The following is a 13,942-nucleotide window of genomic DNA, read 5'->3' as shown; positions in this document are numbered from 1 at the left end:
CCTGCTGCGCGGGACCGCCGGAAGAAGCAAGCGCTACGGCGACGTGCGCCGGTCGGATGACGCAGCCTCGAGCCGGCTCGAGGCCACGCTCAGGCCGGGCTTGCGCGGCGGCGCCTGTGGCGGGACCGGGGGGCGCGATTCGGGGATCGGCTCGCGCCGGGGGTCCCCCGCGAGATCGGTGGGGAAGGTGCAGGTCACGCGGGTGCCGTTCCCCGGAGCGGTCTCCAGCAGGACCCGGCCGCCATGCAGCTCGACGAAGGACCGGACGATCGACAGGCCGAGACCGACACCGCGATGGCGGGTGCCGAGGGTGTGGCTCTCGAAGCGGTTGAACACCGAATCGGCGATCTCGGGCGGCATGCCGCGGCCGTGGTCCCGGACGCTGAGGAGAAGTTCCTGTGCGGTGCGGCGGGCATGGACCTCGACGCGCTGGCCCGCATCCGAGAAGCCGACGGCGTTGGACAGCAGGTTGAACAGGATCTGGCGGACCCGCTTCCCGTCCGCATGGACGCTGCCGATATCCTCCGGCACGTCGAGTGCCAGGGTGATGTGCGATTCCGCCAGCCGGTCCTCGATGCCGCGCACGGCGGCCTCGATCGTCGCCTGGACGTCGACCTCTTCCCGCTGCAGCTCCAGCGAGCCGGCATCGATCGAGGCGAGGTCGAGGATGTCGTTGATGATGACGAGCAGCGCCGCCGAGGAGCGCATGATGTGGTCGGCATATTCGCGCTGCCGCTCGTTGAGCGCGCCCACGGTCTCGTCGCCCAGGAGCTGGGTGAAGCCGATGATGTTGGTGAGCGGCGAGCGCAACTCGTAGGAGACGTGGTGCACGAAGGTGTCGCGCAGCTGCGCGGCCTTCTCCAGGGCGTCGTTCTTCTCGGTGAGGGCCCGCTCGACGTTCACGCTCGCCGTGACGTCGATCAGGGTGAGGAGCGTCGCGCCCTCCGGGAGCGGCTGCGCCGCGCAGTCGAGGACGGTGCCGTCCACCACCTCAAGCCGGCACGCGCGGGCGGTGCGCGACTCGAGGCCGACCACCGCATCCCGGATATCGAGCCACGGCTCCTCGGCGGGCGCCAGGGTGCGGCAGGCGGCGATGACGGCGTCCACGTGCGGGCGGTCCTCGACCATGGCCGGGTCGAGCCGCCACACGGTGCAGAAGGCCCGGTTGGCGAGGGTCAGGCGCCCGTCCGCGCCGAACACGGCCACCGGCTCGGCCAGCGTGTCCAGGGTCTCGGCCTGCAGCCGCCGGAGGGCGTTGTAGCGCGACTCGGCGTTCAGGCGATCCGAGACGTCGTCGAACAGGTAGGTCAGGCCGCCCTGCGGGTTGGGATCTGCGACGACGCGCAGCGTCCGGCCGTCGGGCAGGTACCACCACGTCTGGTTCGCCTCCGCGGCCCGGTAGGCGGACAGCACGCCCTGCTTCCAGCCGCGGAAATCCGCATGCTCCTCGAGCTTCCGCTCTGCCCTGAGGTGATCGAGGATCTCGCCGTCCGACGGGCGGCCGTCCAGGAAGGCCTGATCGAGGTCCCAGAGCTGACGGTAGGCGGCGTTGTGGAAGATCAGGCGCTGCGAGACGTCGAACATCGCCACGGCGGTCGGCAGCTGGTCGAGGGTGCGGACGTTGGCGTTCATCTGCCGCTGCAGGTCGGCGCGCACGCTCTCGAGTTCCGACACGTCGATGGCGATGCCGACCCGGCCGGTCTCGAGGCCCGTCTCGAACACGTCGAGCATGCGCCGGTTGCCGGCCACGATGGCCGAGAGGCGCGGAACGCTTCGGGTCAGGCCGGCGAACCGGGCCGCCTCCTCGCGGGCGATGGTCTCCCGTGCCGGCCGGTCGAACAGCTCCAGGCCGGCATCGAGGGCCGCCTCGCGGCTGTCCGCCTCGACCGCCGCCACGTAGGCGGCGTTGACCCAGCTCAGGCCGCCGTCCCGGTTGCGCCGCCAGACCGGCTGCGGGATCGCGTCGAGGAGACCCGACAGGGCCGACAGCCCCCGGCGGGTCTCGTCCAGGGTCGCCCGCAGGTCGGCGATCTCGCAGCGCTCCTGGCTGGTCTCGCGCAGGCGCAGGAGCGCCCGTCCCGCCACGGCCTGCCCGTGAGCCTCGATGTTCCGGCCGGTCTGACTGCGCAGGCTCAGCGCGAAGCTCGTGCCCCGCGTCCGCAGGGTTTCCACGGCGGCCTCGACTGCGGTCGCGTCGGCGGCGACGAGCCAGGTCCCGAAGGCCAGCACCCGGCGGGCATAGCCCGAGGCCGGCCGTTCGCCGTGGATCGCGAGGCTGATGTCGCCCTCCACCACCGGTTCGCTGCGCTGATCCCAGGTTACGATGATCTGGCGCTCGGCGTTGAGGAGCATCTCGGCCCGGTCGTGGGCGCCGCGCAGGACATCGAGGGTCGCGGCGAGTTCGCGCTCGCGACGGGTCCACCGCCCGCGCTCGTACAGGTGGAGGAGCGAAAGGATCACCGCGAAGGCTACGAGGCCGCCCAGGATCGCCAGGGCGGCCACGCTGTGGATCTCCCGCGCGGGATGCGCCGCGGCGGCCTCCGGCAGCTCGGCGAGCGCCGCGCTCGCCGTCATCAGGGCAAGTGCGCCCACGCCGATCCGAACGTGCGTCGCACGACCGACACCCATGCTTCGCCCCGCCCTCGCGCCCGATGGCGGTCCGGCCGGCGCGCGTCACCGCGCGGCGCGGAACGCACCGTTCCTGCAGTGATTCTCCCGAACCGCCGCAGCCCCGCCGATCTAAGATTCGCCCACACTCTACAGTGGGGCGGATTCGACCCGGAAGGGGAACGAAGCGTGGCCTTTGACGATGTCGGCATAATCACTCGTTAACGACACACAGAAGACACAGTTCGAATCGGCATCGAGTGCTTGACAAACGAGAAGGCCCGGCGCAGCGCGCCGGGCCTCCAGGATTCCTGCCGAACTGACCGCGTGCCGGGACCGGACGGCGCGCCGCTCGGCCCGCGATCGGGGCCGTGCGCGCCGCCCGGAACGCCGGGCTCAGTAGCGGTAGTGCTCGGACTTGAAGGGGCCGTTCTCGGCGACGCCGATATAGGCCGCCTGATCGGGGCGGAGCTTCGAGAGCTTCACGCCGATCTTCTCCAGGTGCAGGGCCGCCACCTTCTCGTCGAGCGTCTTCGGCAGGGTGTAGACCTGCTTCTGGTACTTGCCCGGGTTGGACCACAGCTCGATCTGGGCCAGCGTCTGGTTGGTGAACGAGGCCGACATCACGAAGGACGGGTGACCGGTGGCGTTGCCGAGGTTCACCAGGCGCCCCTCCGACAGGAGGATGATGCGGTGGCCGTCCGCGAAGGTGATCTCGTCCACCTGCGGCTTGATGTTCGACCACTTGAGGTTCTTCAGGCCGGCGACCTGGATCTCGTTGTCGAAGTGGCCGATGTTGCAGACGATGGCCCGGTCCTTCATCGCCCGCATGTGCTCGATGGTGATGATGTCCTTGTTGCCCGTGGCGGTGACGAAGATGTCGGCGCGCGGGGCCGCATCCTCCATGGTCACGACCTCGTAGCCCTCCATGGCGGCCTGAAGCGCGCAGATCGGGTCGATCTCCGACACGAGCACGCGGCAGCCGGCGTTGCGCAGGGAGGCGGCCGAGCCCTTGCCCACGTCGCCGAAGCCCGCGACCATGGCCACCTTGCCGGCCATCATCACGTCGGTGCCGCGACGGATGCCGTCGACCAGCGACTCCTTGCAGCCGTAGAGGTTGTCGAACTTCGACTTGGTGACCGAGTCGTTCACGTTGATCGCCGGGAAGAGCAGCTTGCCTTCCTTGGCGAGCACGTAGAGGCGATGCACGCCCGTGGTGGTCTCCTCGGAGACGCCCTTGATGCTGTCGGCGAGGCCCGCGAACCAGCCCTTCGGCTTCTCGGCGAGCTTCCGCTTGAGGAGCGCGAAGAAGACCTCCTCCTCCTCGCTCTCCGGCTTGTCGAGGAAGGCGGTATCGCCGTTCTCGGCGCGCAGGCCGAGATGGACGAACATGGTCGCGTCGCCGCCGTCGTCGAGGATCATGTTCGGCATGCCGCCGTCATGCCAGTCGAACAGTCGCGAGGTGTAGTCCCAGTACTCCTCCAGGGTCTCGCCCTTGACGGCGAAGACCGGGATGCCGGCGGCGGCGATCGCGGCGGCGGCGTGATCCTGGGTCGAGTAGATGTTGCAGGAGACCCAGCGGATGTCGGCGCCGAGCGCCTTCAGGGTCTCGATCAGCACGGCGGTCTGGATCGTCATGTGGAGCGAGCCGGCGATCTTCGCGCCCTTCAGGGGCTGCGCCGCGCCGTACTCCTCGCGGACCGCCATCAGGCCCGGCATCTCCGTCTCGGCGATCGAGATTTCCTTCCGGCCGTAATCGGCCAGCCCGATATCCTTGACGATGTAATCCTTGGCCATGAGTCGATGGCTCCGTGTTCGCGTTGCGGGTCGGGGCAATCCCCTACCATCCCGCGACCTACGAAGCAATCAAGACATAAAGATGTCTTTATGCGTTCTGATCGGCGGGGCGGCCACGCGCGTGCCCGCCCCGCTCCGGATCAGGGTCGATGCGGCCGCTCAGCGGCTCGGCCGCGCCAGCCATCCGAGGCCGAAAGCCACGGCGGCCACGAGGGCGAGGGTCGCGCCGCGGTTCTCGTCCGCACGCGCCGCGAGGCTGCGGCCGTGGTGCACCGCGCGATCGCGGTAGTGATGACCGCGTTCGATCGCCTCGTCGGCCAGGGCGTGCCCGCGATCGCTGACCTCACGGAACCGGGCGCGCCCCTCCTCGACGAGGTGCTCGCCCCCGTGGCGCAGGTCGCGCACCGTGTCCCGGGCCTCGCCGTAGGCGTACTGAGCGGCGCCGGCCGCCTGATCGTAAGCGCCCTCGAATTGGTCGCCGGCCCGGCCGCGAACCGCGCCTGCGGCCGTCTTGACCCGACCGCGCAGATGGCGGACGCCGCCTTCGAGATGATCCCTGTTCATGCTGTCTCTCCGATCGGGCGCGCCCAAAGGGGGCGCGTCGCCTGTGTCGGGGCGGAACGACGGCGGACGGCTCCGGTTCCCCGCGGTGGGGCGGAGCGGCTTCAAGTTTCCGTGCTTCGGCGCACGCACGCCGGAAGCAGGTCCGGATCGGCGCGGAGCACAGGACGGCGGTCGCGCCAATCCCCGGGGCCCGATCGGTGGATATAGACGGGCCGCCGGTCCGTCGATCTCTCGGTACGACTCGGCCTCTGCTGCCGCGCGTCGCGACGGTGACTGTCCGGGCGGCGGGAATGTCTCGGGCGCCGGGCTAGATCTCGATCTCGGTGCCGACCTCCACGACCTGCCGGGTCGGCACGCCGAAGAACGCGCCCGTGCGCTCGGCATTGCGCTGCATGAAGGCGAACAGGTTCTCCCGCCAGGGCGCCATGCCCCGCTTGTCGTTCCGCGGGATGATCGTCTCGTGTCCGACGAAGATGGTCATGTCGTCGAGGATGTGCGGCGGCAGATGGCGGGATTCGACCGCGCATGCGAGGCCTTCCGGGATCGAGGCCTCCTCCATGAAGCCGTAGCGCAGGATCACCCGGTAGAAGTCCGGCGCCAGGATCGTCACATGGGCGCGCTGATCCCGTGGGACGGTGGGCGTCTCCTCATAAAGCGCCGTGATGATCAGGATCCGCTCCATCAGGGCGCGGTTGCGCTCCACGAAGCGCGAGAGGTGCAGCGGGATCCCGTGCTCCGCGGCCGAGAGGAACGCGGCTGTGCCCGGCAGGCGCAGAAGATCGCGGTGCTGGAGGCCGGTCAGGAATACGTCTTCCGGCAGGCGCAGGGCGGCCCGCGCCTCCTCGACCAGCTCGTTGCCCTTCTTCCATGTCAGCATCATCAGGGCGACGAGACCGGCGAGCACGAGGGGAAACCAGCCGCCCTCGAACAGCTTCACGCTGTTGGCGGCGAAGAACACGGCGTCGAGGGCGAGGAAGGCGCCGTTGACCGCGAAGACCAGGATCGGATTGTAGCCCCAGCGCAGCGCGATGAGCGCGGCGAGCAGCGTGGTGATGCCCATCAGCATCGACACCGCGATCCCGTAGGCCCCGGCGAGGGCGTCGGAGGAGCCGAACACCACCACCGCGGTGAGGGTCGCTGCGGCCAGCAGCCAGTTCACCGCCGGCACGTAGATCTGGCCGCGCTCCTCGTGCGCCGTCTGCACGATGCGCATCGCCGGCAGGAAGCCGAGCTGGATCGATTGCTGGGTCAGCGAGAACACGCCCGAGATGATCGCCTGCGAGGCGATGATGGTCGCCATCGTGGCCAGGGCGACCAGCGGCAGGTGTCCCCAATCCGGGCAGAGGCGGAAGAACGGGTTCTCGAGGGCGTCGGGCGCGGCGATCAGCAGGGCGCCCTGGCCGAAGTAATTGAGCATGAGCGCCGGGAGCACCCCCGCGAACCATGCGATGCGGATCGGCAGGGCGCCGAAATGGCCGAGATCGGCATACATCGCCTCGCCGCCGGTCACCGCCAGGAAGGCCGCGCCCAGCATCAGGAAGCTGACATGCCAGCCGGCATGGACCAGGAAGTCCACCGCCCGCAACGGGTTGGCTGCCGCCAGGATCTCGGGCTTGGCGATGATGCCGGCGATCCCGAGCAGCCCCAGCACCAGGAACCAGACGAGCATCACGGGCCCGAACACGCGGCCGATGGCGGCCACGCCCTTGTGCTGGACCAGGAACAGCCCGACGAGGATGACGAGCGTGATCGGCACCACGTACGGGCCGAGCGCCGGCGCATCGACCTTCACGCCCTCGATCGCCGACAGGACCGAGATCGCCGGGGTGATCGCGCCGTCGCCGTAGAGCAGCGCCGCCCCCACCAGACCGACCACCAGAAGCAGCGCCCTCCCCGTGCCCGGCCGGGCCTGCCGGGCGCCGAGCAGCGCCAGCATGGCGACGATGCCGCCCTCGCCGCGGTTGTCGGCGCGCAGGATCAGCACCGCGTATTTCAGCGACACGATCAGGATCAGCGACCACAGGATCAGCGACACCGCCCCCGTGGCCGCCGCCGGCACCGACGCCCCGCCGGCGGTCGCCGCCTTCACGGCCTCCTTGAACGCGTAGAGCGGGCTCGTGCCGATGTCGCCGTACACGACGCCCAGCGCGCCCAGGACGAGGGCGGGTCGGAGCCGGCCGCGCGCCGCATCCGCGTCGGTCGTGCCGGTCTCGGGCCGGGTCTTCGCCGCCGGGGCAAGGGTCTGGCTCAATGCAGGATTCCCCGAGGGCCACCCGGTCTCGACGTCCGGACATCGCGTTCCGGCGCCGGGTGTGATGCCGCAACGATAAAGGTAGCGGCTGCGGCCGCGCCGTCCAGCAACGGACACCGGCCGCGATCAGATCAGGCCGGCCAGATCCTCCGGGCAGGTCTCGCCGCGGCGCAGGCAGAACACGGGGGCGCCGGCATGCCGGGCGATCGCGGCGGCGACGGTCGCGGCGGGGGCTGGTGCACCCGGGCTCTCGCTGACCGCCACGGCGCGCAACGGCACATCGTGGAGGCGCAGGGTCTCGCAGGCGGTGAGCGCGTGGCTGATCGCCCCGAGATAGCTCCCGGAGACGAGCAGCGCCGGCACGCCGAGCGCCCGGAGCCAGTCGAGGCCGGTGGCAACCGCGGTGACCGGACTCATGAGGCCGCCGACGCCCTCGATGAGCAGCGTGCCCTCCGTGCGGGCGATCTCTGCGCGGCACCAACCGACGAGGTCGGTGAGGTCCAGGGACCGCCCCTCCAGCACGGCCGCCTGATCGGGCGATAGCGGCGCCGAGAACCGCCAGGGCGAGCAGGACTCCACGGCCTCCGCGTCGAGGGCGATGCCTTGCGCGTCTAGGAGCCGGGCCGTGTCGCTCTCGATGAAGCCGGGATCGCCGAGGGACGGGACGCCGCTCGCGAGCGGCTTCACGGTCCGGACCGCCCGGCCCTGCGCCCGCAGGCGGCGGGTCAGGGCGGCGGTGACGTAGGTCTTGCCGATCTCGGTTCCGGCCCCGGCGATGAAGAGCGCCCGCGCGGGCATCCCGGCCTCAGGCCTGGAGGCTGCCGTGGCAGTGCTTGTATTTCTTGCCCGAACCGCAGGGGCAGGGCTCGTTGCGGCCGACGCGGCCCCAGGTGCTCGCGTCGTTCGGGTCGCGCTCCAGCACGGCCCCGTCCGCCGCCAGGCCTTGCGCCGCGTAGCCGTAGGCCGGCCCCCCGCCGCCGTCGCTGCCCGAGCCGAAGCCGGCATGGTCCATCTCGTTCTCGCCGGTGACCGGGTCGAGATGCTGGGCGAACATCGGCGGCAGTTCCGGAGGCGCCGTCGGGAATTCACCCTCCTGCTGTTCCTGGAACATGATCTCCACCCGCGACAGCTGGGCGGTCACCTGCTCGCGGAGGGCGGTCACGAGACCGCCGAATAGATCGAAGGCCTCGGACTTGTATTCGTTGAGCGGGTCGCGCTGGGCGAAGCCGCGCCAGCCGATCACCTGCCGGAGGTGGTCCAGGGTCACGAGGTGCTCGCGCCACAGGTGGTCCAGGGTCTGGAGCAGGACCTGCTTCTCGATATAGGCGGTGACCTCGGCGCCGTTCTTCTCGGTCCGCTCGGCATAGGCGGTCTCGGCGGCCTTCATCAGCCGCTCGCGCATCTCCTCGTCGGCGATGCCCTCTTCCTTGGCCCAGTCCTCGACCGGCACGTCGAGATTCAGGATCTCCTTCACCTGCTCGCGCAGGCCGGCGACGTCCCACTGCTCGGCATAGGCGTTTTCCGGGATGTGGCGGGCGACGAGGTCGTCGATCACGCCCTCACGCATCTCGTCCACGGTCTCGCGGACGCTCTCCTGCCCCATGAAGTCGCGGCGCTGCTCGAAGACGACCTTGCGCTGGTCGTTCATGACGTTGTCGTACTTGAGCACGTTCTTGCGCATGTCGAAGTTGCGCGCCTCGACCTTCTGCTGCGCCTTCTCGATGGCCTTGTTGATCCAGGGGTGGATGATCGCCTCGCCCTGCTCCAGGCCGAGCTTCTGCAGCATCCCGTCCATGCGGTCGGAGCCGAAGATGCGCATCAGGTCGTCCTGAAGCGACAGGTAGAACTTCGAGCGGCCGGGATCGCCCTGGCGGCCGGAGCGGCCGCGGAGCTGGTTGTCGATGCGCCGCGACTCGTGGCGCTCGGTGCCGATGATGTAGAGGCCGCCCGGCAGGTCCTTCTTGCGCCCTGCCGCGGGATCGGCCGGCTCGCCCGAGGCCAGCACCTTGGCGCGGTTCTCGGCGATCTCCGCCTTGATCGCCTCGATGGCGGACGCGCGTTCCGGACCGTCCGCGAGGTGGCCCAGCTCCTTCTCGATGCGCATCTCGAGATTGCCGCCGAGTTTGATGTCGGTGCCGCGGCCCGCCATGTTGGTGGCGATGGTGATCGCGCCGGGGACACCCGCCTCGGCCACGATGTAGGCTTCCTGCTCGTGGAAGCGGGCATTCAACACGGCAAACCGCTTGGTCACCCGGCCCTCACGGGCTGCGGCGTAGACGTCGGTGAGCGCGTTCGGGTCGGAATAGTCGAGCAGGGTGTAGCCGGCCTTCTTGAGCATCTCGGCGAGGTGCTCCGACTTCTCGATCGAGCCGGTGCCGACCAGGATCGGCTGGTGGCGGGTATGCGCCTTGTCGATCTCGGCGATGATGCCTTCGTACTTCTCGGCGACGGTGCGGTAGACCTCGTCGTCCTCGTCGACGCGCTCGACCTCCTTGTTGGTCGGGATGTCGACCACGTCGAGCTTGTAGATCTCGGCGAACTCGTCGGCCTCGGTGGAGGCGGTGCCGGTCATGCCGGCGAGCTTCTTGTACAGGCGGAAGTAGTTCTGGAAGGTGATCGAGGCCAGCGTCTGGTTCTCGGGCTGGATCGTGACCCGCTCCTTCGCCTCCAGCGCCTGGTGGAGCCCCTCCGAGTAGCGCCGGCCCTGCATCATGCGGCCGGTGAACTCGTCGATGATCACCACCTCGTCGTTCTTGACAATGTAGTCCTTGTCGCGGGTGAACAGCGTGTGGGCGCGCAGGGCCTGGTTCACGTGGTGGACCAGCGTGACGTTGTGGGCGTCGTAGAGGTCGCCCTCCTTGAGGAGGCCCGCCTCCCGCATCGCCTCCTCGATGAACTCGTTCCCCTCCTCGGTGAGCGAGACGGTGCGCTGCTTCTCGTCGAGGTCGTAGAACTCCTTGCGCAGGCGCGGCATCAGCGCGTCCACCGCCACGTAGAGTTCCGAACGGTCGTCCACCGGGCCCGAGATGATCAGCGGCGTCCGCGCCTCGTCGATCAGGATCGAATCCACCTCGTCGACGATCGCGAAATTATGGCCCCGCTGCGCCAGCTGGGACATCTCGTACTTCATGTTGTCGCGCAGGTAGTCGAACCCGTACTCGTTGTTGGTGCCGTAGGTGATGTCGCAGGCATACGCCTCCTTGCGCTGCGCATCGTCGAGCCCGTGCACGATGGTGCCGACGCTGAGGCCCAGGAATCGGTAGACCTGCCCCATCCACTCGGCGTCGCGCGAGGCGAGGTAGTCGTTCACCGTGACGACGTGGACGCCCTTGCCCTCCAGGGCGTTCAGGTAGACCGGAAGCGTCGCCACCAGGGTCTTGCCCTCGCCGGTCTTCATCTCGGCGATGCCGCCCTCGTGGAGCACCATGCCGCCGATGAGCTGCACGTCGAAGTGGCGCTGGCCGAAGACGCGCTTGGCCGCCTCGCGCACCGTGGCGAAGGCCGGCACGAGGATGTCGTCGAGGCTCTTGCCGTTGGCGAGTTCCGCCTTCAGCATATCGGTGCGGGCGCGCAGGGCCTCGTCGGAGAGGGCCTGGATCTCCGGTTCCAGCGCATTGATCTGCGCCACGCGCGGGCGATAGCCCTTGACGCGGCGGTCGTTCGAGGAGCCGAAAATCTTCTTGGCGAAGGAGCCGAGCATCGTTGACCTGCGGACGCGCGAGCCCGCACACGGGTGAGCGTGGCGGGCCGGCCTGGACGGAGTTGGCCGGGCTTATAGAGGTAAACATCGCCCGGCGCACCTGGAAGGGGCAGCCCTCAACGCATGCCGGTACGGTCACGGTTCCGGCACCGGTGAAATGGCCGCGCTTGCCTTCTCGCCCGACGCGGCCCACCTGTGCCGCGGCCTGCCGCCCGGCCGATCCGGTGCGGCGCCAAGACGTGAGCCGAGGACTTCGCCCGTATGCCGAACACCGCCCTTCTCCGGCGCGCCAGCGCGCTCGCCGTCATGATCGCGATGCCGGGACTGGCGCTGGCCCAGGCCCCCCAGAAGGCTCCGACACCGGCGGCTAACACACCTGCCGCTGCGCCGGCCGCCGCGCCGAGCGCGGATTCGGTCGTGGCGAGCGTGAACGGCAAGCCGATCACGCAGGGCGACCTCGCCATCGCGGCGGACGATCCCGCCCTGTCGCTGCCGGGCGTCGACGAGGCGCAGAAGAAGAACCTGCTTGTCGACTACATGGTCGATCTCCGCGTCGGTGCGCAGGCCGCCGAGTCCGCCAAGATCGGCGACACGCCGGAATTCAAGCGCAAGCTCGCCTATTTCCGCGACAAGCTGCTGCTCGACGACTATCTGGAGCAGGAGGCCAAGCGCGCGGTCACGCCTGAGGCGGAGCACGCGATCTACGACCAGACCGTCAAGCTGATGAAGCCCGAGGAGGAGGTGCACGCGCGCCACATCCTCGTGGACAACGAGGCCGAGGCCAAGAAGATCGCCGCGCGCATCAAGGGCGGCGAGGATTTCGCCAAGGTCGCCGCCGAGGCCTCCAAGGATCCGGGCTCGAAGACCGAGGGCGGCGATCTCGGCTGGTTCACGAAGGAACGGATGGTCCCGGATTTCGCCAACGCCGCGTTCGCGATGAAGCCCGGACAGGTCTCGGACCCGATCAAGACCCAGTTCGGCTGGCACGTGATCAAGGTGGAGGAGAAGCGGACGAAGCCGCAGCCGACCTTCGACGAGCTGAAGGAGCAGATCGACCAGCACCTGATCCGCAAGGCGCAGCAGGACATGATCCTGAAGCTCCGCTCGGAGGCCAAGATCGAGCGCACCGACGCGCCGCCGGCCGCTCAGCCGGAGTCGGAGCCGAAGAAGCCGTAAGCCGGATGCGACAGAGGGCCGGGCCGGGTTCTGATTCGGTCCAGCCCTCTGAAGAGATGATGGGTCGGTCCGCGCGGCGCCGGGCCCGCAGCGAAACGGTCGTCCGGTTCTATGAACCGGAAACGCCGCCATATTTTCGACCGCCCGGAAGCGATCCGTGTGACGGCACGCTACCGGGCGTCGCGCTGTCCTAGAGCAGCGCTGTCCTGGGTCACGTCGCTCGGCCTGTGACGGCAATGCGGGGCCCGCCCGACGTGGGGCGAGGTTCCGGCTGGGTCACGCCCCAGTCGGGCCTCAATACGGCCGGTCGGGGACGAGGTAGCTGGATTGAGCCGGGGCCGGCTGTGGCGTGAGCCCGAGGGCCGCGAGTTCGGCGCTCCGGCGCCCCTCGGCGATCCTGTCGAGCACCGCGATCAGGAGCCACGGACACGCGATGCCGATGAAGAACGCCATGAGATCCTCCCGTGCCGAACCGATGCGCCCGTTCAGCTTAGGAAAATAATAGGGGGGCCGGGCCGCGCCGCAAGCGGCAACCCGGCGCCGATCTCAGACCCAGCCCTGAAGCTCGCGGCGTACCACGTGCTCGATCACCCGCATGCCGAGGTCGCTGTCGTTCAGGCAGGGAATGTAGGCGAAGCGCTCGCCGCCATTCTCTTCGAAGTAATGGCGGTTCTCGCCGTCGAGCTCTTCGAGGGTTTCGAGGCAGTCCGCCGTGAAGCCCGGGGCGACGATCGCCATCCGCTTCACGCCCGACTTCGCGAGGTCCATCACCGTCTCGTCGGTGTAGGGCTTCAGCCACTCCTCGTTGCCGAAGCGCGACTGGAAGGTCACGCGCATCTTGTCCGGCGACAGGCCCAGGGCCTCGCGGATCAGCCGCCCGGTCTTGTGGCACTGGCAATGGTAGGGGTCGCCCTTGAGCAGGTAGCTCCGCGGCACCCCGTGGAACGAGGTGAGGATCACCTCCGGTTCGAAATCGAGCTTCGCGAGGCCCTCGCGGATCGAATCGGCCATGGCGGCGATGTAGACCGGGTCGTCGTGATAGGGCGGCGAGACACGCACCGTGGGCTGCCAGCGCATATCCATCAGCGCCCGGAAGGCCTGATCGCAGGCGGTGGCCGAGGTCGCCGCCGCGTATTGCGGATAGAGCGGGACCAGAAGGATGCGGTCGCAGCCCTGGTCGAGGAGCGCCTGGATCCGCCCGGCGACCTCGGGCTTGCCGTAGCGCATCGCCCAGTCGACCACCACGGACTCGCCCATGGCGGCCTGGAGGCGCTCGCTCTGGCCGCGGGTGATGGTCTTCAGCGGCCCCTCGTTCAGGGCGTTGTTCCACACGCTGGCATAGTCGCGGCCCTTCGGCCCGGGGCGCTTCGTCAGGATGATGAGGTTGAGGAGCGGCCACCAGATCAGCCGCGGCACCTCGATCACGCGCCGGTCCGACAGGAATTCCTTGAGGTACCGGCGCATCGGCCAGTAGGACGTGCCCTCAGGCGTCCCGAGATTCATCAGGAGCACGCCCACGCGACCCCAGGCCACCTTCGGGTGATCCGCCGGCAGGGTGTCGGCCGCGGGCTTGAGCGGTGCGAGGGGCCGGCCATTCGCCAGCGCGGCGGGTTCGACGCGTTCGTTCATGGCAGCGTTCCGGCGCCGCGCGCCGAGATCCTTCTTCTGGTTTCCGATACCCGGCCGCCGGCGCGGACGCCTGAACCTGGCCGGGGGCTCAATTCCCCGTGGGGTGTGCTTCCATGTAGGGTGCGAAGCCGCCCGGCGAAGACCGGACGCCACATGCCGCACCGCGATATGCGGCACGCTCGACCCATGTCCCTAAACACGCGGGGCCTCGGGCCGCA

At 69.3% G+C, this 13,942-nt stretch carries 9 protein-coding genes; 1 reads left to right on the top strand and 8 read right to left on the bottom strand.

Going from position 1 to position 13,942, the window contains the following annotated elements; genetic code table 11:
• Window positions 1-33: 33 nt before the first annotated feature.
• The 6 genes from P9K36_RS05165 to secA form a co-directional block, all read right to left on the bottom strand.
• Window positions 34-2,628: a PAS domain-containing sensor histidine kinase gene (locus P9K36_RS05165; protein ID WP_278306606.1), complete on the bottom strand. Its 2,595-nt coding sequence runs from the start codon at window positions 2,626-2,628 to the stop codon at window positions 34-36.
• A 375-nt stretch (window positions 2,629-3,003) separates the two neighbouring features.
• Window positions 3,004-4,404: an adenosylhomocysteinase gene (gene ahcY, locus P9K36_RS05160; RefSeq protein ID WP_043353165.1), complete on the bottom strand. Its 1,401-nt coding sequence runs from the start codon at window positions 4,402-4,404 to the stop codon at window positions 3,004-3,006.
• A 159-nt stretch (window positions 4,405-4,563) separates the two neighbouring features.
• Window positions 4,564-4,968, bottom strand: coding sequence for a hypothetical protein (locus tag P9K36_RS05155; RefSeq protein ID WP_043353166.1), 405 nt, complete (start codon window positions 4,966-4,968; stop codon window positions 4,564-4,566).
• A gap of 307 nt (window positions 4,969-5,275) precedes the next feature.
• Window positions 5,276-7,219: a KUP/HAK/KT family potassium transporter gene (locus P9K36_RS05150; protein ID WP_278306605.1), complete on the bottom strand. Its 1,944-nt coding sequence runs from the start codon at window positions 7,217-7,219 to the stop codon at window positions 5,276-5,278.
• Between the two features lie 126 nt (window positions 7,220-7,345).
• On the bottom strand, window positions 7,346-8,017 hold the full coding sequence (gene bioD, locus P9K36_RS05145) for a dethiobiotin synthase (RefSeq protein ID WP_043755838.1): 672 nt from the start codon (window positions 8,015-8,017) through the stop codon (window positions 7,346-7,348).
• Window positions 8,018-8,024: 7 nt separating this feature from the next.
• Window positions 8,025-10,919 (bottom strand): preprotein translocase subunit SecA, encoded by a 2,895-nt coding sequence (gene secA / locus P9K36_RS05140; RefSeq protein ID WP_053609938.1) that lies wholly within the window; start codon window positions 10,917-10,919, stop codon window positions 8,025-8,027.
• Between the two features lie 261 nt (window positions 10,920-11,180).
• Here secA and P9K36_RS05135 point away from each other — a divergent pair, with 261 nt between their 5' ends.
• On the top strand, window positions 11,181-12,095 hold the full coding sequence (locus tag P9K36_RS05135) for a peptidylprolyl isomerase (protein WP_111474136.1): 915 nt from the start codon (window positions 11,181-11,183) through the stop codon (window positions 12,093-12,095).
• Between the two features lie 294 nt (window positions 12,096-12,389).
• On the opposite strand, the gene P9K36_RS05130 is transcribed toward P9K36_RS05135, so the two are convergent.
• Complete coding sequence (locus tag P9K36_RS05130; protein ID WP_164706403.1) at window positions 12,390-12,548, bottom strand: hypothetical protein; 159 nt, start codon at window positions 12,546-12,548, stop codon at window positions 12,390-12,392.
• Between the two features lie 93 nt (window positions 12,549-12,641).
• Window positions 12,642-13,724 carry a ferrochelatase gene (gene hemH / locus P9K36_RS05125; protein WP_043353172.1) on the bottom strand — a complete coding sequence of 361 codons (1,083 nt, stop codon included), beginning with the start codon at window positions 13,722-13,724 and terminating at the stop codon, window positions 12,642-12,644.
• Window positions 13,725-13,942: the final 218 nt, after the last annotated feature.

Source organism: Methylobacterium sp. 391_Methyba4, from assembly GCF_029691625.1.
Classification (GTDB): domain Bacteria; phylum Pseudomonadota; class Alphaproteobacteria; order Rhizobiales; family Beijerinckiaceae; genus Methylobacterium; species Methylobacterium fujisawaense.
Note: the sequence above shows the minus strand (reverse complement) of the source record. Positions and strands in the feature narration are given on the sequence as shown.